An 18,085-nucleotide genomic window follows, 5' to 3' on the forward strand; every position below is an offset into this window, starting at 1 on the left:
GCAGAAAGTTCAAAACGTTGCCGCTCACGGGTTAGAAAAAGTTAACTTGCAACTGGGTTTTGTACCCTTAACGGCATGTGCGCCGATGATTATTGCCAAAGAAAAAGGCTTCTTTGTCAAACACGGTTTAGAACAAGCCTCCTTAGTCCGCGAATCGAGTTGGCGCGGTGTCGTCGATGGACTTGCTGGCGGTTACATCGATGCAGCAGCTATGCCATCAGGGATGCCCCTGTGGATTACGCTCGGCGGTGCGGGCGGTCAAAGTGTACCGATTGTTAGCTCTCTGACCATCAGCCGCAACGGTAATGCTATTACCCTCGATAAAAGATTTAAGAAACTTGGTGTCAAAACCCTCGCCGATTTCCGCGAAGCGATCCGCGCCACCCCCAAGGAACCCCACCGGATGGGTGTAGTGCATCCTTCCTCAATGCACAACCTGTTGCTGCGTTATTGGCTGGCAAGTGCGGGAATCGATCCTGATCGCGAGTTACACTTGAAACAAATCCCACCCGCCCAAATGGTCGTAGATTTGAAAAACGGCACGATCGACGGTTTTTGCGTCGGCGATCCGTGGAACCTCCGCGCCGAAATCGAAGGGATTGGCTTTACTGTCGCCCGCGATATCGATATCTGGAGCGGTCATCCCGGCAAAGTTTTAGGCTGTCGCCAAGATTGGGCAGCAGCCTTCCCCAATACCTTTATCGCCTTGAACAAGGCACTTTTAGACGCTTGCCGCTACTGCGCAAATCCCGCTAATGCTGAAGAAATTCGCAAAATCCTCGCCCGCAAGGAATATATCGGTACAAATCTAGACTTTATCCATCTGGGTGGCCCCGATGATATCATCCCTGGCGTAGAATCGGTCGCTCACCACGTCTTTTTCGGCGATGGGGTCAATCGTCCCAGTCGGACAGAACATCTGTGGCACATGGTCGAGATGGCACGGTGGGGCGATGTACCGTTCCCCCGCAACTGGGTAGAGGTACTGGAAAATACCTGTCGCGTTGGGGTATTTAGTACTGCAGCGCGGGAACTGGGGATGAGTGAAATTTCCTACAGTCGCGGTTCGATTAAACTCGTCGATGGTACCACTTTCGATGCAAAAGATCCGATTCGCTATCTCAACAATCTCGAAATCAAACGCGATATTACGCTAGCGGAAATTCACTAATAGGAGCTACCAATAACCACAGCGGTTAGAAACCGCTGCTCATGATGCAAAGTCCGCCGCGGACTAGAAAATTCAGTCCGCGTTCGCGTAGCGTCTCTGTCAAGAGAAGGCGGACTTTGCACTACTAGCGGTGACTTTAGTCGCTGACTAACTATTTAACCTCAACCATTACAAATCCTCAATAATATGACTGCTATTTCTGCACCTCGATCGGGAACATTGAAAAATACCAAACAAGACTTTATCAGCTTTGAAGGAGTCACTAAAGCCTATCCTTCTAGAGCAGGAAAAAATGTCGTAATTAAAAATATCAACCTCAATGTCAAGCAAGGTGAATTTATTTGTATTATCGGCCACTCTGGTTGCGGTAAATCTACCTTACTAAATACACTTTCTGGATTTGCCACACCTAACGAAGGTCAAGTCACCATGAATGGTAAGTTAATTACCAAGCCGGGGCCAGATCGAATGATGGTTTTTCAAAGCTACTCTTTAATGCCGTGGATGACAGCTTATGATAATGTCTATTTTGGATTAGATTCAGTCCATCCTAACAAATCTAAATCGGAGAAAGATCGGATCGTCCGCGATACTTTGACGATGGTTGGTTTGGGCGAGGCAATGGAAAAAAAGCCCACCCAATTATCCGGGGGGATGCGTCAGCGGGTGGCGATCGCGCGGGCTTTTTGTCTACGTCCTGAAGTCCTAATTTTAGATGAACCTTTTGGTGCGCTCGATGCAATTACCAAAGAAGAAATGCAGGAAGAAGTATCCGAAATCGTTCGCGAAGTTGGCTGTACGGTACTGATGGTGACTCACGATATCGATGAATGTCTATTCCTAGCCGATCGATTAGTGATGATGACTGAAGGCCCAGCAGCAGGCATTGGTGAGATTTTAGATATTCCCTTCGAGCGTCCACGCGATCGCGAACAAATGCTCGAAGATCCTCGCTATTACGAATTACGCAACCGCGCTCTCGAATTTTTATATAGTGGGAATACTCATTAGTTCGTTGGCGCAGCCCCTCTGCAAGAAGATCGATATTCAGATCTAGACAATTATCGGTAGATCTACAAAAACAGTCGCGATTGCGGCTGTTTTTTTATCCATATTGCCATGCATGCTGCTGTCAGTAGACATAGCTGCCGCTCCAAACGGTTTCCAGGTAGTGCTTTATTGCCATCTTCGATCGCCGCCTCCTGCTCTTAATAAGTCACTTGAGGCGCACTCATAAAAATACTTATAGAGTTTATTCGATATTCTGTTCAAAAAAACATGGCGATCCTCTATGCATAGAGAGGTAGATAGGATAAACTTGTTTATTAATGGATCGAATCTATGGATTGATTAGTGAGATCGGCAAATGAGCCACTAATCGGAATTACTTCATAGGGAAAAGTCTATGGTTTATAAATACATAACTCTACTGAATTCGATAACTCTCAAGCACGAGCGGCCAACTATTAAATCTAGATTCGATAGGGACTTATATGGAACACCTCGTCAACCAACTTTCTCGTCGTAAATTTATCCTCACGGCTGGAGCTACTGCCATGCTCGGCTTGGGATTAAAAGGATGCAGTACTGGCAATTCTGGCAGTCAATTAGCACCAATTACAGCAGCTAATGCCGCTGGTGGCAATGAAACTACCAAAGCCAGAATTGGTTTTATCGGTCAAACCGATGCCGCCCCATTGGTAATTGCCAAAGTCAAAGCATTGTTCGCAAAACATGGAATGCCGGATGTAGAACTAGTCAAACAACCTTCTTGGGGTGTCACTAGAGATAACCTCCAAATCGGCTCGGCTGGAGGCGGGTTGGATGGGGCGATGGTCTTGAGTCCGATGCCATATCACATGAGCATGGGCACTATTACTGTAAATAATAAAAAGCTGCCCATGTATGTGGTGGCGAGGCTAAACACTGGGGGACAGGGAATATCTGTAGGCAACAGATATCAAGATGCCAATGTTAGTTTAGATGCTTCCAAAATTAAAGAAAGGGTCGAGCGCGAACGAGCGGCTGGAAATTATCTCAGATTTGCCCATACTTTTAAAGGTGGCAATAGCGATTTGATGTTGCGCTATTGGTTGGCGGCGGGGGGCATCGACCCGAATAAAGATGTAATTAGTTTGGTCGTACCCGGTTCGCAATTGGTTCCGAATATTAAAGTCAATAATATCGATGGTTTTTGTGTTGGCGATCCTTGGCACGTCCGATTGATCAATCAAAAGTTAGGTTATACGGCATTAGTAACGAATGAATTTTGGCAAGATCATCCCGAAAAAGCATTGAGTTTTCGGAGTGATTGGGTCGATCGACATCCAAATGCTACCAAGTCAATTGTTAAGGCTTTGATGGAGGCGCAACAATGGTGCGACAAACCAGAAAATCGCCTGCAAATGGCACAAACTATCTCCGATCCGGAGTGGGCAAAAGTACCAGTCAAAGATGTCAAAGATCGGCTGACTGGGACGATTGAGTATGGCAATAATCGCCCAGTGGTGGCAAATAGTCCGAATATTATGCGCTATTGGGACAATCATGCCAGCTATCCATATAAGAGTCACGATCTCTGGTTCTTGACTGAAAATATGCGATGGGGACAAATTCCGACAAATACCGACACCAAACAAGTAATCGATCGAGTCAACCGGGAAGATATCTGGCGGGCGGCGGCAAAGGAATTGAATCTTACTGCCGATCAGATTCCCGCCACTACTTCGCGCGGAGTCGAAACCTTTTTTGACGGGGTGAAGTTCGATCCGACTAATCCGACAGCTTATTTAAATAGTTTGAAAATCAAGCAAGCATAGGTAAGTTGAAAGTTGCGACTGAAATCACGCGGAGGTTCCCGACCCATGGCTTTCAGTCAAGACAGAAAGTTGAAAGTTAATCGCACACCTTAATATTCTCGGAGAGAAACTATGGCAAGAGCTATTAATCGCCCACAACCTAGCGTACTAAATCGCCTGTTGAGCGACAAGAAAACTCGCAAAATAGTCGCCCCACTGATCGCGATCTCAGTAATTTTAATTATTTGGCAGTTGTTAGCCTTAAGTCCCGATGCCAATCTCCCCAGTCCGATTAAGGTAGTCCAACAGACTTGGGAATTAATCATCGATCCGTTCTTTGATAAAGGCGCGACTAATAAAGGACTATTTTGGCAGATCTGGGCGAGCGTCCAGCGGGTACTGCAAGGATTCACACTAGCGGCAATCGTCGGGATCTCGATCGGGATTATCGTCGGTACGAATGAATTTTTGTACGATGCCCTCGATCCGATTTTCCAAATATTACGGACGATTCCGCCGTTGGCTTGGTTGCCGATCGCGTTGGCTACTTTTCAGCAATCTAATCCTTCAGCAATTTTCGTGATCTTTATTACTTCAATCTGGCCGATTATTCTGAATACGATCGCCGGAGTACAACAGATTCCGCAAGATTATGTCAACGTTTCTAAAGTATTGCAACTATCTCGGAAGGAATACTTTTTGGATGTGGTTTTCCCTGCAACTGTTCCCTATATCTTTACTGGATTGAGAATTGGTGTCGGTTTATCTTGGTTAGCGATCGTGGCTGCCGAAATGTTAATTGGTGGTGTCGGGATTGGGTTCTTTATCTGGGATGCCTGGAACGCGGCAAATATCAGTCAGATTATTATCGCGTTGATTTATGTTGGGTTGGTTGGATTGTTATTGGATAAATCTATCGCTTTTATTGCTACTAAAGTGGTTCCTGACGAACATAAATAATTGAAGATAAACATGCTGGAATTGCGAGAGGGGGAGGGCGGGTTCGATCGTCAATTTATCATACAAATGATATCGCTAGCATAAACCCGCCCCTACAGATTTACATGGTAGCAAGACGTAGTAGCGTAACGCACCAGAACAAACTTATATAAAAGGCAAAATAAAGATGAGTAGTTTTGTTGAAGTTGACCAAGTTGGTAAAACATTCGATCTCGCTAATGGCGGGAGTTATATTGCATTAAAAGGTATCGATTTAAACATGCGTAAGGGTGAATTTATCTCCCTAATCGGACACTCCGGTTGTGGCAAATCGACGCTCTTAAATATCATTGCTGGCTTAGATGGTGCGACTGATGGTGTGGTCTTGGTTGATGATACACCAGTCACAAAACCAGGCCCCGATCGGATGGTAGTATTTCAAAATTATTCCCTATTCCCGTGGTTGACTGTCCGCGAAAATATTGCGATGGCGGTGAATAAAGTACTTCAGGGTTTACCTAAAGCCGAGCGCGAACATATTATCGAGGAAAGTATCGATATGGTGGGTTTGCGGGCTGCTGCCGATAAGAAACCAGGGCAACTTTCTGGAGGGATGAAACAGCGAGTTTCGATCGCGCGGGCATTTGCAATTCGTCCGAAAGTATTGTTGTTGGATGAGCCGTTTGGGGCATTGGATGCGCTGACTCGTGGCGGTTTGCAAGAACGGCTGATGCAAATTTGTGAAGAAAATCACGTCACTGCGGTAATGGTGACTCACGATATCGACGAGGCATTATTACTATCCGATCGAATTATCATGCTCACAAATGGCCCCGAATCCAAAATCGGCCAAATTTTAGATGTTGATATTCCCCGTCCTCGCAAACGGTTAGAAGTAGTCGAGCATCCCAGCTATTATAGTTTGCGTAGTGAGATGATTTACTTCTTGAACCAACAAAAACGGGTCAAAAAAATCCGTGCCCAAAAGACAACAGTCCTCGCGCATCATGGCTTGGAAAAGGTCAATCTTCAACTCGGATTTGTACCTTTAACTGCTTGCGCGCCACTAGCGATCGCGAAGGAAAAAGGCTTCTTTCTCAAACATGGTTTAGATGAGGTTACTTTGGCACGAGAATCGAGCTGGCGGGGCATTGTCGATGGGATTAGCGGCGGCTATATCGATGCCGCTCAAATGCCCTCTGGAATGCCTGCCTGGTTGACTTTAGGTGGTAATAACGATATCCCTTTGCCCGTCGTTACCGCGCTGACAATGGCACGCAATGGTAATGCGATTACCTTAAAAGAAGAGTTCTACCAACAAAATATTAGAACTCTCGATGACTTCCACCAATTCATCATAAATACTCCCGAAAAACGTCACAATTTTGGGATGGTACACCCATCTTCGATGCACAATCTATTATTGCGGTATTGGTTGGCGGCTGGTGGCATCGATCCTGACAATGATGTGAACCTAATGACGATTCCACCCGCACAAATGGTAGTGGATCTCAAAGCAGGCACGATCGATGGCTATTGTGTCGGCGAACCCTGGAATTATCGGGCAGCTAGTGAAGGTAAAGGCTTTACAATTGCCTCCGATCTAGGCATTTGGAATGGGCATCCGGGCAAAGTTTTAGGTGTCAGAGAAGATTGGGCAAATGCTTATCCAAATACACATATCGCCCTCGTCAAAGCATTGCTCGAAGCCTGCCAATATTGCGCCGATCCCAATAATGTCAATGAAATTCGGCATCTGCTAGCTCAGAAAGAATATCTCGGAATGAAAGCCGAATATATTACGATTGCCGTTGGCGAAGCCTCTCTGCAAGAGAATCCGAAGAATGATTCTGGCATCCACGATCCACACAAAGAATACGCTCATCCGCAATTTTTTGGCAATAGTTTAAATCGTCCTAGTCGTACCGAACAATTGTGGATTATTACGCAAATGGCTCGCTGGGGAATTACCCCATTTCCGCGCAATTGGGTCGAGGTTGTGGAGCGCGTTTGTCGGACTAGTACTTTTAGTACCGGATCGCGAGAGCTGGGTTTTGATGTCGATTATGGACTCAATTCGATCGAGTTATTCGATGGGGTGCCATTCAATGCCAAAGATCCGATCGCTTATCTCAATAGTTTAAAAATCAAACGTCCAATTTCAGTTGCAGAAGTTATCTTATAATCTGCCCGACACAACCATCTGTAGGGGCGGGTTTTTGCTAGAAAATTTTGTGTCTACAGATAACTTAATAACGAACCCGCCCAACCTCCCAAACAACCGATCGATCGCTTAAAAACCACATAATATTATGACAGCATTTAAAACTACCCCTCAAAATCCTCAAAAACTTAACACCAAAAATCCTTTTCTACTAGTTGAAGATGTTGCTAAGATCTACCCCACCGCAAAAGGGACTTATACAGTTTTAGAAAATGTCAATTTATCTGTCGATAAAGGCGAATTTATTTGTCTAATCGGACATTCAGGTTGTGGTAAATCAACCCTACTCAATATGATTGCTGGCTTCAGTCAACCTACCGTTGGCAGAGTCGAACTAAAAGGAGCACCAATTCTCAAACCTGGCTCTGATCGCATGATGGTGTTTCAAGGTTATGCACTTCTACCGTGGAAGACTGCTTTTGAAAATATTTATTTAGCAGTTAATTCAGTCTTTCCTCAGAAGTCCAAAGCTGAAAAAGTCTCGATCGTCAATGAGCATTTAGCAATGGTGGGATTGTCAGATGCAGCCGATAAAAAGCCCAAGCAATTATCAGGAGGGATGCGTCAACGGGTCGCGATCGCGCGCGCTCTTTCAATTCGTCCCGAAATCTTAATTCTAGACGAACCTTTTGGAGCTTTAGATCAAATTACCAAGGAGGAATTGCAAGAAGAATTGATGCGGATCTGTGGCGAACAAAATTGCACCGTTTTGATGATTACTCACGATATCGATGAGGCATTATTTTTAGCAGATCGATTAGTAATGATGACAAATGGCCCTGCTGCGAAAATTGGTGAAATTCTAAATATACCTTTCGATCGACTGCGCGATCGCGATCTAATTATGGAAGATCCTGAGTACTATAACTTACGCAATTATGCTCTCGACTTCCTCTATCATCGCTTCGCTCATGATGATGAATAGATGATGTTCGATTGCTCGGTGGATAAATATGGTATACCTGATCGTAAATTCCGATCGTGAATAAGATTACCAGCATAAATCCACCGCCACAAATTTACATCTATAGCCATCCTAACTGAAAAGCTTAAACCCCAGAGGGCGGGCACAAGGCACCGCCCCTACAGGTTATCGTTACTGCAAGGAACTCAAATAGGATTGCTATAGTTGACATAAATCATCCGATCGAATGATGTCAATCAATTTTTAAAAACCTAAAATGTTGTATCGCCACAGTTCGCTATTTAAATTTGAATAGCATAACTAGAGTAGATAAAAAAGTAGGGTGAGCATTGCCCACCATTCAGATATCGGCTCATATAGATAGCTCTCGATCAATCGAATAGACAGATTCATCCTCTTTACTACTAGGAAACAAAGAACAAGGGCTAAAATCCTCACACTAACGACTTAATCATCAATTATCAATTATCAATTATCAATTAATCTAATCCTATTATATGTTTTCACAGCTACCCGAACGGCGAATGCATGTGGTTCGCTGGCTATTAACGATCGCCTGGTTGCTGATTATTGCATCCTTATTTTACGATCCTTGGACGCCAGTATTGACCGAGCCAAATCATCCTTGGAGTCCATTAAGATTGTCAGATAGCTGTATTTCTGTGCAGGGAAAGTGTCTCGTCGAACAGCCTTATCCATTAGCTACGACCTTATTTTGGGGTGCGATCGTACCTGCGTCGATCTTTATTTTGCTAATCTTCGGACACGAACTGTGGCGACGGATTTGCCCGTTATCATTTCTATCACAAATTCCCCGCGCACTGGGCAAGCAAAGACAATTCAAACGCGAAAATCCGAATACGGGAAAAGTACGGTATGAGCTGGCAAAAGTCAAGCCTGATTCGTGGTTAGGTAAGAATTATCCATATGTCCAATTCGGCTGGCTATTTGTCGGATTGTGCGGGCGAATTTTGTTCTTTAATGCCGATCGATTGGTGTTAGCACTGTGGCTATTATTGACGATCGCAGCGGCGATTACCGTCGGTCATTTATATGGTGGTAAATCTTGGTGCAATTATTTTTGTCCGATGGCTCCGGTGCAACAGATTTATAGCGAACCTGGCGGGTTATTTAGTAGTAAAGCACATATCAGCGATACATCAATTACGCAGTCGATGTGTCGGACGGTATTACCAGATGGTAAAGAGCAAAGCGCCTGTGTTGCTTGTCAAAATCCTTGCATCGATATCGACTCAGAACGCGTTTATTGGGATAGTTTGAATAAACCAGAGGTGTCGTGGCTGCGGTATGGTTATGTGGGCTTAGTCATCGGTTATTTTGGTTATTATTATCTGTATGCAGGTAGTTGGGATTATTATATTTCCGGTGTGTGGGCGAGACAAACCGACCAGTTATCATCTTTACTAAGTCCGGGATTTTATCTGTTCGGACAAGTGATTAATATCCCCAAAATTGTAGCCGTGCCGCTCACATTGGGTATCTCTACCGCGATCGGATATCGGGTGGGAAGATCGATTGAACAATGGGCAAAAGCTAATCGTCATAGACGCGATCTCAAGCTGACGCCGGATGTAATTCGACATCGCGTGTTTACACTATGTACATTTTTCATCTTCAATTTCTTCTTTATCTTTGGCGGTCGTCCTCTCGTCCAACTGATGCCGATTTCGTTTCAATATGTTTACGAAATGACTCTAGTATTATTGAGTACATTGTGGGTCTACAAGACTTGGCGACTTAGCCCGGATCTATATTCGCGTGAAAATTTGGCAAGTCGATTCCGCAAGCAGTTGGAGAAATTACAACTAGATATTTCCCAGTATGTAGAGGGACGATCTTTGAGCGATCTCAATACTCATGAAGTGTATATTTTAGCCAAAGTTTTACCTGGATTTACGAGAGAAAAACGACATGCAGCTTATAAAGGTGTTGTACGCGAAGCCTTGGAAGAAGGCTATGCTAATTATTCTAGTAGTTTAGAAGTATTGCAACAATTGCGTCAGGAATTAGGCATTACCGACGACGAGCACCGTGAGGTATTAGAAGAGTTAGGAATTGAAGATCCAGAGCTGCTAAATCCCGACCGAAAACGGAGCTTAGAAAATCAAATTCGCTTGACTGGCTATCGCAAATCACTAGAACGGTTGATGCGATTGCAACAACGGCAAGATTTAACCAATCTCGATCGCACTCTCGATCCAGACTCAGCAGAAATCAATGCTTTGCGGCGGGAATATTCGATCGATCCTCAAGAAGAAGCTTGGATTATGAGTGGGATTTCGCCTGATGCTGGCAACATACGGAGAGCGGAATTTTTGCTCGCCCAATTACCTACTCTGATTACCTGCTATCGCGGACTCAATCAACCAATCTTGCACGAATATCAAGCCGTTTTGATGTTATTGAGAAGTAGTATCCATCACAAGAAAGAATTAATCGTCCGTACTATTTTAGAAATATTAGTAAGCCTGAATCACGATCTATCTGCCATCTCCCTCGCGCAACAATTGGGCGATTTAGCTCCAGTAGTTTTGCTAGAACTATTAGAATCAGAAAATTGGCAAGCTCGAATTCATCCAGAGATCTTGGCAAGATTGACACCCTTAAAAGGAATTGAAAATACTTGCTCGATCGACTATTCGATCGAACAAACCTTAACATCTTTAGCACCATTACTCGACGATCGCAGTCCCCTGATTCAAACAGCTTGTCTGTACATCATCGCGCAACTCGATCTCGTTGGCTTCTGCGAAGCCCCTGCCTGCGCAGAAGCCTCTCTGAAAGAGAATCGCAGCCACACGATTGCGCGCAATTATGCTAGCCTTCAAAACTCATCTTTACTACTACAAGAAACAGTCAAAATTATCTTGTCGGCAGCTACAGAGCTGCCACAACTTGCTAGTTTCCCATTACTAGAAAAAGCAGTACATCTATTTAATAGTGATTTCTTTCATCGGATGCACAGTGAGACATTAATCGCGCTCGCAGAGCGTGCCGAAGTTAGAACCTTTACTAATAATGAAGTGATTACCGAAGCTGGTGATACCTGTCGCGAACTCCTGCTATTAATATCTGGAAATGCGAATATTCTCTTCCATTTACCAGATCGACAAGTCCGCATCGAGCGGCTCCAATTAGGACAAACCCTCGACGAATTAGAAGTCCTCGCCCGTAGCGACTCTCAGAATACGATCGTGGCTGCAGGCGATTTTACCCGCATTTTGGCAGTGCCAGTTAGTGCTTTTGACGATCTAATTGATCGCGATCGCGATTTTGCACGGCGCGTATTAGCACTAGAGAGTAGACAACTACAAAGATTTATGCGATCGCTCCAACCAATCTAAGCAAAGGTTAAGTATCTTTGTTAATATCATAAGTAGCACTAAACTCAACTACTATTGGCATTTATAGATTATTCATCTGACTATTTATTGAGGAGGATTTAGCCATGCCGAAGAAATATAGTATTCCTGGTTATCATCCTCTCAAAAAATTTAGAATTATCTTAAAAGGTCTACGTGTCGCAGTCATTACTGACTTCAGTGTTGCTTACAAACTTGTTTTATCGCTCCCCATTTTGATATTAGCTTGTGTTTTTTACAAATGGGTCGATTTGACGATCGTGTTATTGGCAACAGGGGTAATGTTACTCGGCGAATTATTCAATAGTGCGATCGAAAACTTGTGTGATTTTGTCGAACCAGCACAAAATCCGCAGATTGGCATCATCAAAGATATTGCCGCCGCCGCCGCAGGCATCGGGATCTTTGTGTGGGCGGCGATTCTCATCGGCGAAGGACTTCAGTTACTAGCAATTGTGTAGAAATGCTCGATCAGGATGAGATTTAGAAAATTGCGGCGAACATCCTGGTAGGCTAATAATATCTAGTTTTAACTATCAAAAATTTATCATTAAGCTATGAAAACTGTCTCTGTTGCTACTACCAGCCAAGTAAAAGAAGGTGAATTGCTAGCGGTCAAAGTCGATAACCAGAAAGTAATCTTGACCAAAATTGATGATAAAATCTACGCCGTCGAAAATAAATGCCCCCACTTGGGAATGCCCTTAGCGAAAGGGAAAGTCTGCGATCGCACTGTTACCTGTCGTTGGCATGGTGCGACTTTCGATCTGACGACTGGAGCAAATATCAAGTGGGTAGACTCATTTGTGGGCATTCCGTTGCCTGAATGGTCGCATCAAGTACTCAGTGTCGGTAAATCAGCCCAAAGCATCAAAACTTATCCCGTCACCGTTCAAGGCGATGAAGTCTCGATCGGATTGTAGAGAGACTGGGGACTGAGCTAATTAAGGACGCTTGCGTTCAAAACCTCTATCCCCTAAAACCTAAAACCTAACCCCTAAACCGCCAACACCCGATCGATCTGACGCACCAGATCGATCGGGAGAAATGGTTTGGAGATCGTCTCAACTACGCCTAATTCTTGCAATCGCCGTGTTGCTGGGATGTTGCGACTAGCAGTCAGGAGAATGACCGGAATAATTCTCGTTGCATCTTGGGCGCGTAACTGGCGCAAGAAAGCCAATCCATCCATTTCTGGCATCATCAGATCTAAGACGATCGCATCGGGAGTCGTGGTCGCGATTTCGATTAAACCCTCCTGTCCAGAAGCCGCAGTCAGAATATCCCAACCTTTGAGTTTGTGCAGACACATTGACACGACTTCGCGGATATTGCGATCGTCATCCACGATCAAGACGCGCTTGGCAGTAGTGGGGATCTGTAATAGTTGTTGACGAGGTGCGGCATGAACTAAAGTCTGCTTGGATTTGACAGGCGAGCTGACTTGTACGATTGCTGGTTTTTGCTTGAGATATTTATCGATCGTTTTGACGATCGCCTCAGCTTGAATTGGTTTACTCAAAAAGCCATTAGCACCGACAAATTTAGTGCGTACTCGATCGATCAAGCCATCGCTACCCGTTAAAATAATAATCGGCACCTTAGTTAAAGAGGGTGTTTTGCGAATTTGTTCGCAGACTTCGTACCCATTAGTAACTGGCATCACCAAATCCAGAAAGATCAAATCGGGCTTATTTCTAATCAAGCTGGGAATAATTTTGAGCGGATCTTGAACGCCAAACGATCGATGACCGTGTGCGGCAATAATTTTCTCCAAACTTTTATAGACGATCGGGCTATCATCGATACAAGCAATCAGCGCGCCGACTGTTTTAGGCTCTGTCCGAGCGACGATCGCTGCGGTAGATTTGAGATCTGAAGTAGTAGTTGTTTGGCTGAGTCTGCTGGCGGCAGGATCTCGAGGTAGCTGTGGCAGATTTCCCTCAGCCGAGATCGATTCGATCGGCGAGAGTGTAATTAGTTCCGATGTGAATAATGACAACAAAGATTCGCCAACATCAATTAATTTTTTTTGCTGGTGGATTGCCAAACTCCGCAGTGTTTTTCGACCGTCAATGGCGGAAATTAGCGATTGCAAGTCTGGGTGGCGATCAACCACCAAAATTTGCGCTGTGTGGTTGACAACCGGTACCAAGCTCGGTGCATAACTAGCTAGACCGCGATTTTCCCACTCTTGCCAAGCTTGAATCGTCTCGGTGAGAATTGCTTGCAATTCTAATAATGGCAAAACCGATCTAATATTATTATTGTTGACAGGAATTAATTGATAAAATAATCGATCTCCCCGATTTTGACTGAATTGAATAATGTCAAATAAAACTTCTTTAACCGCACATTCCTGGGCGAGTTTATTGGTATTGAAGAGGATGTCTTGCCGACACAGGAGCGGTGCCTCGCTCGCCGCTAATGCCAAATTGCGCTGCCATCGCTCGATCGCATCAATCCCTCCGCTCACGCTAGCCAGCCGTCCCGATGTAAAGCACAACATCCAACTGGACACCCGTTCGACCCGCACGATTAAATTACCACTAAAAGCATCTGTTTTAATCTGATTGAACTCAGTAATTAAGTCTTTGAATTTGACGTTATTTTGACTGGTGATACTCATGGGGAGCGGGGAGTTGGGCTAGATAACGCTACTTTATTTAAAGTGCCCTAGTTCGATCGGGTTTTAGCCATTGGTTGCGGTAACGTCACAAAAAACGTACTACCGTGCCCCCATTTACTTTCTACCCAGATCTGACCTTGATGTTGTAAGGCGATCGATTTACAAATTGCCAATCCCAAGCCAGTACCCCCTTGATCGCGAGCATCGGAGGTATCGACTTGTTGAAAGCGGTTAAAAATGGTTTCGAGTTTATCTTCAGGGATACCGCGACCGCGATCGGTAATGGCAAACTGGATCGAGTGGGCGGGACTATTGGCGGAGAGTGGCTCAGAGTCAGCTTGAGTCAAATTACCAGGCATCGTATTATCGATGAGAGTGGCAACGATCGAGACAGTACTCCCTGGTGGTGAAAATTTGAGGGCATTATCGAGCAAATTGGTAAAAATCTGCATTAACCGATCGGGTAAGACCCAAATCTCGACAGCCGGACAATCAACTTCGATCGTCACTCGATCGGCTTTCGCCCGACCGCTCATCACCTCGCTCGCGCGTTCGACAATCTCCAAGGCATTGCACCACTCTGGTGCGTGGGTATCGCCACCTGCGGCTAACTTTTCCAGATCGAGGATATCATTGACCATCCGCACTAGGCGTTCGGTCTCGATCGCGGCAATCTCGATCGTGCGCTTCATCTGCGCTGGTTCGTCATCGAGGACGCCCATGGCCAATAGCCCCAATGCGCCCCGCATCGAAGTCAGCGGCGTCCGCAGTTCATGGCTGACAATCCCGATAAATTCATCTTTGAGTTGTTCGACAGACTGACGCTGGGCGAGTTCGGCATTGAGCAGTTGCAGATTCAATTCGGCTTGTTTGCGTTGTGTCAATTCCGTCTGTGCCCGCGCAAACAGATCGGCTTGCTGGATCGCAATACTGACTTGACTGGCTAATCGATCGACTAGCTCGATTTCGGAAGGTTGCCACTGACGGGGAGCCGCACAGTAATGGGCGACGAGTAGCCCCCATAAGTCATCGCCTTTAAAGATCGGTACCAATAAGTTGGCGCGAATTTGGAGATTTTCTAAGAGTTGCAGATACCACTGCGCCACGTCGGCATTGCGGACATCGCCATAGGCGACGGGCAATCCTTGATGAAATCCGGCTAGAAAGGATTCAATCAGACTGACATAAATCTGCGTACCGAGCAGTGGCGTCCAACCCGCACCGACAGATTCGACAATCACCGTACCACTCCAGTCTGGTGAAAACTCATAGACAATTACGCGATCGGTTTGGAGAAATTGACGGACTTCGTTGACAGTGGTTTGAAGGATTTCATGCAAATCGAGCGATCTCCGAATTTGTAGCGTCAAATCCATTACCAGTCGTTGTTGCTCCAATCGATCTTGGAGGAGTTGCTGTGCCTGCTGGCGATCGTCGATATTCGCCACCGTACCCATCATGCGGATCGCTTGTCCAGTAGCATCAAAATATGTCTCACCCCGCACTTCGATCCAATGGATATTGCCATTCGGCCAGATAATCCGAAATTGATGGCAAAAGCCCCCCCGCTGTTCGGTCGATTGCCCGATATATTCGCGGACAGTATCCAAGTCTTCAGGATGAATACAGCGACAGAAAAATGCACAACTACCGTCAAAACTCCCTGGTTGCAGACCAAATAATAGTTCTTGTTCGCGATTCCAGTGGATGCGATCGATCGTCAAATCCCAATCCCAAATCCCCATCTGGGCAGATTTCAACGCCAATCGCAATTGTGATTCCTGCTGCTGGAGGACGGCTAACTGGCGATCGTTTTGCGTGGTAAGGGTCGCGACTTGTCGCAGGAGTTCGCCCTGCTTGATGGCACTATGTAGCGACAGCCGCAAGTTTTCAGCGGTTAAGTCTAGCTTGCTCAGGTATGATTGCGCGCCGGAGTCGATCGCGAGTTCTGCCAAGTCAGCTCGATCCGATCCTGTCAACAGCACCACGGGCAGATCGGGCTTATTAATCTGTGCTTGCAAAGCTTGCAAAAACTCCAACCCATCCATATCTGGCAGCAAATAATCCAGCAAGATGGCATCTGGTTGAGCCATCTGATACTGCTCCAATCCCGCTGTCCCAGTGTCTGTCTCCAAGATGGTATAAGTGTAACGAGTGTCTTGGTGCAGATAACCACAGAGCACTTGGCGACAGATGGCATCGTCTTCTACAATCAGGATGGTTCGCGATCGATCTGGTGCATCCATTCCTCTAGATTCTGGCATGTTGAAGATCTCAAGATTAAGCGATCGAGCATAGTTATCTCAATAATTCCCAAAAGCACCCCCATTAGCGCAAACTCCGTTTCCCAGTCCCCCAGTCCCCCAGTCCCCCAGTCCCCCATCCCCCAAATGCTCCAACTCCATACCCAACCCATCCCCGCACAACAGTGGTTGGCAAAGTATCGAGGAAAATTGCCAGTATTTGCTTGCGTATTGGGATTTACACAGACTTGTCTGATTCCAGGGATTTCAGCGGCAGGAAAAACCCCAGCCGATCGGCAGTACACCGCGATCGCTGATGCCGAATTTCTGGTAAATGGGGTACAGCCTCACCCCGATTACCCCCTGCCCCCGTTGATTGCGGGCGCATCGCCCGTCTATATCTCGCGGGCGATCGTCGCGGCATTGGCTCTACCTGTCTATATCTTCAATGCTGGCTTGCCGACACCCCCAACGATCCCTCATATCGATCTGGGGGGAATGCCCGCTACCTGTCTGACGACAGGTGCCGCATTACCACTTGCCACCGTCGAACGACTCTATCAGCAAGGCTTACACTGGGGTGCCAAATTAGCGGCTGAAGTAGGTGCCGATAGTTATCTGATCGTCGGCGAATGTGTCGTCGGCGGTACGACGACCGCATTGAGTCTGCTCAGGGGTTTGGGCATCGACGCACTCGGCAAAGTCAATAGCTCTCACCCCGTTTGCAATCATCAGCAGAAAGCCGAAATAGTCGATCGCGGCTTATCCCAACTAGCTTTACCACTCTCTCCCCTCGCCTTGGTGGCGGCGATCGGCGATCCGATGCAAATCGTCGTTGCTGGTATGGCGATCGCCGCCAGTCGCAGTTGTGGTGTTTTACTCGCTGGCGGGACGCAAATGCTGGCTGTAGCCGCGCTAATTCACGCAATTGGAATTGAGGAAGGGATGGAAATTCATACGGCTCAAATCGTCGTCGGGACGACTGCTTGGGTTGCTACCGATCGATCTGGCGATACTGTCGCCCTCGCTCGATCGATTCCCTCCATCCCGCTGATCGCCACCCAGTTAAGTTTTGCCAATTCTCAATATTCCCAGTTGCAAGTTTACGAGCAAGGTTTTGTCAAAGAAGGCGTCGGTGCGGGGGGACTGGCGATCGCGGCGAGTTTGTATCGCGGTTGGGGACAGGCAGAATTATTAGACTCGATCGAGCAATTATTAGCTGAGAGTCAATCCGTCTACCCAGCCACCAAAAAAATAATTTACTGAAGAATTTTGAAGGATTATGTCCCAGCGTCAGTCAAATTGATCGTCAACATCGCTAATGTATCCCAGTGCTGACACCGACATGTCTGGTAGCGTCATTTTCGGGATCGTGGTAGGTACTCCAGAAACGCCCCATGTCGTTCATCTCGATCGAGTCAAACCCATTCCCCCAGAGTTACTCGCGCTCGATGCCCCCGTCAAACCTACCGAAATTTTTCGGATTGCGGCTACTTGTATCGAAACGGGCTGCCGACATTTTGATGGCACCAACTGTCGCCTCACCACTAGGATCGTCGCTGGATTACCACTTGTCACCGACAGGCTACCCACTTGTGCGATTCGAGCCACCTGTCGCTGGTGGCACCAAGAAGGCGCAGCCGCCTGCCTGCGCTGCCAACAAGTAGTCCGAGACAATTACATTGCCTCGGACGAACTAATTAACGCGATCAATCCAGCGATTTATGGCGCAGAGTGAAGGAAAACTAGGAACGTAGTTCCAAAGCCTCAAAC

General features: G+C 46.2%; 13 protein-coding genes. 11 read left to right on the forward strand and 2 right to left on the reverse strand.

What is annotated here, in order from left to right; genetic code table 11:
* The 9 genes from RMO27_RS07305 to RMO27_RS07345 all read left to right on the forward strand — a co-directional run.
* Positions 1-1,171 (forward strand): CmpA/NrtA family ABC transporter substrate-binding protein (locus RMO27_RS07305; protein WP_309730973.1); only part of this gene is annotated, 1,171 nt, incomplete at its 5' end.
* A 186-nt stretch (positions 1,172-1,357) separates the two neighbouring features.
* On the forward strand, positions 1,358-2,182 hold the full coding sequence (locus tag RMO27_RS07310) for a nitrate ABC transporter ATP-binding protein (RefSeq protein WP_309730974.1): 825 nt from the start codon (positions 1,358-1,360) through the stop codon (positions 2,180-2,182).
* 482 nt (positions 2,183-2,664) lie between these two features.
* On the forward strand, positions 2,665-3,990 hold the full coding sequence (locus RMO27_RS07315; protein ID WP_309730975.1) for a CmpA/NrtA family ABC transporter substrate-binding protein: 1,326 nt from the start codon (positions 2,665-2,667) through the stop codon (positions 3,988-3,990).
* A gap of 111 nt (positions 3,991-4,101) precedes the next feature.
* Entirely contained in the window at positions 4,102-4,929 is an 828-nt protein-coding gene (ntrB, locus tag RMO27_RS07320; RefSeq protein ID WP_309730976.1) for a nitrate ABC transporter permease, read from the forward strand.
* A gap of 166 nt (positions 4,930-5,095) precedes the next feature.
* Positions 5,096-7,093 (forward strand): nitrate ABC transporter ATP-binding protein, encoded by a 1,998-nt coding sequence (locus RMO27_RS07325; RefSeq protein ID WP_309730977.1) that lies wholly within the window; start codon positions 5,096-5,098, stop codon positions 7,091-7,093.
* A gap of 127 nt (positions 7,094-7,220) precedes the next feature.
* Positions 7,221-8,057, forward strand: coding sequence for a nitrate ABC transporter ATP-binding protein (locus RMO27_RS07330; RefSeq protein ID WP_309730978.1), 837 nt, complete (start codon positions 7,221-7,223; stop codon positions 8,055-8,057).
* Positions 8,058-8,554: 497 nt separating this feature from the next.
* Entirely contained in the window at positions 8,555-11,422 is a 2,868-nt protein-coding gene (locus RMO27_RS07335; RefSeq protein WP_309730979.1) for a cyclic nucleotide-binding domain-containing protein, read from the forward strand.
* A 104-nt stretch (positions 11,423-11,526) separates the two neighbouring features.
* Complete coding sequence (locus tag RMO27_RS07340; protein WP_309730980.1) at positions 11,527-11,901, forward strand: diacylglycerol kinase; 375 nt, start codon at positions 11,527-11,529, stop codon at positions 11,899-11,901.
* Between the two features lie 96 nt (positions 11,902-11,997).
* Entirely contained in the window at positions 11,998-12,363 is a 366-nt protein-coding gene (locus RMO27_RS07345; protein WP_309730981.1) for a Rieske 2Fe-2S domain-containing protein, read from the forward strand.
* A 74-nt stretch (positions 12,364-12,437) separates the two neighbouring features.
* Here RMO27_RS07345 and RMO27_RS07350 read toward each other — a convergent pair whose 3' ends face one another.
* Positions 12,438-14,069, reverse strand: a complete 1,632-nt coding sequence (locus RMO27_RS07350) for a response regulator (protein ID WP_309730982.1) — start codon at positions 14,067-14,069, stop codon at positions 12,438-12,440.
* A 47-nt stretch (positions 14,070-14,116) separates the two neighbouring features.
* Entirely contained in the window at positions 14,117-16,333 is a 2,217-nt protein-coding gene (locus RMO27_RS07355; RefSeq protein ID WP_309730983.1) for an ATP-binding protein, read from the reverse strand.
* Between the two features lie 126 nt (positions 16,334-16,459).
* Here RMO27_RS07355 and cobT point away from each other — a divergent pair, with 126 nt between their 5' ends.
* Both cobT and RMO27_RS07365 read left to right on the forward strand, forming a co-directional pair.
* The gene (cobT, locus tag RMO27_RS07360) at positions 16,460-17,578 is read left to right on the forward strand and encodes a nicotinate mononucleotide-dependent phosphoribosyltransferase CobT (protein WP_309730984.1); all 1,119 of its coding nucleotides are present in this window, start codon (positions 16,460-16,462) and stop codon (positions 17,576-17,578) included.
* 55 nt (positions 17,579-17,633) lie between these two features.
* The gene (locus RMO27_RS07365; protein WP_309730985.1) at positions 17,634-18,050 is read left to right on the forward strand and encodes a nitrogen fixation protein; all 417 of its coding nucleotides are present in this window, start codon (positions 17,634-17,636) and stop codon (positions 18,048-18,050) included.
* Positions 18,051-18,085 lie beyond the last annotated feature (35 nt).

The sequence above is a fragment of the Chamaesiphon sp. OTE_75_metabat_556 genome (genome assembly GCF_031378165.1).
Lineage (GTDB): Bacteria > Cyanobacteriota > Cyanobacteriia > Cyanobacteriales > Chamaesiphonaceae > Chamaesiphon.

Coding starts and splice junctions, on each gene's coding strand:
- RMO27_RS07310 (WP_309730974.1), top strand. CDS start 1,358: ATGACTGCTATTTCTGCACCTCGATCGGGAACATTGAAAAATACCAAA.
- RMO27_RS07315 (WP_309730975.1), top strand. CDS start 2,665: ATGGAACACCTCGTCAACCAACTTTCTCGTCGTAAATTTATCCTCACG.
- ntrB (WP_309730976.1), top strand. CDS start 4,102: ATGGCAAGAGCTATTAATCGCCCACAACCTAGCGTACTAAATCGCCTG.
- RMO27_RS07325 (WP_309730977.1), top strand. CDS start 5,096: ATGAGTAGTTTTGTTGAAGTTGACCAAGTTGGTAAAACATTCGATCTC.
- RMO27_RS07330 (WP_309730978.1), top strand. CDS start 7,221: ATGACAGCATTTAAAACTACCCCTCAAAATCCTCAAAAACTTAACACC.
- RMO27_RS07335 (WP_309730979.1), top strand. CDS start 8,555: ATGTTTTCACAGCTACCCGAACGGCGAATGCATGTGGTTCGCTGGCTA.
- RMO27_RS07340 (WP_309730980.1), top strand. CDS start 11,527: ATGCCGAAGAAATATAGTATTCCTGGTTATCATCCTCTCAAAAAATTT.
- RMO27_RS07345 (WP_309730981.1), top strand. CDS start 11,998: ATGAAAACTGTCTCTGTTGCTACTACCAGCCAAGTAAAAGAAGGTGAA.
- RMO27_RS07350 (WP_309730982.1), bottom strand. CDS start 14,069: ATGAGTATCACCAGTCAAAATAACGTCAAATTCAAAGACTTAATTACT.
- RMO27_RS07355 (WP_309730983.1), bottom strand. CDS start 16,333: ATGCCAGAATCTAGAGGAATGGATGCACCAGATCGATCGCGAACCATC.
- cobT (WP_309730984.1), top strand. CDS start 16,460: ATGCTCCAACTCCATACCCAACCCATCCCCGCACAACAGTGGTTGGCA.
- RMO27_RS07365 (WP_309730985.1), top strand. CDS start 17,634: ATGTATCCCAGTGCTGACACCGACATGTCTGGTAGCGTCATTTTCGGG.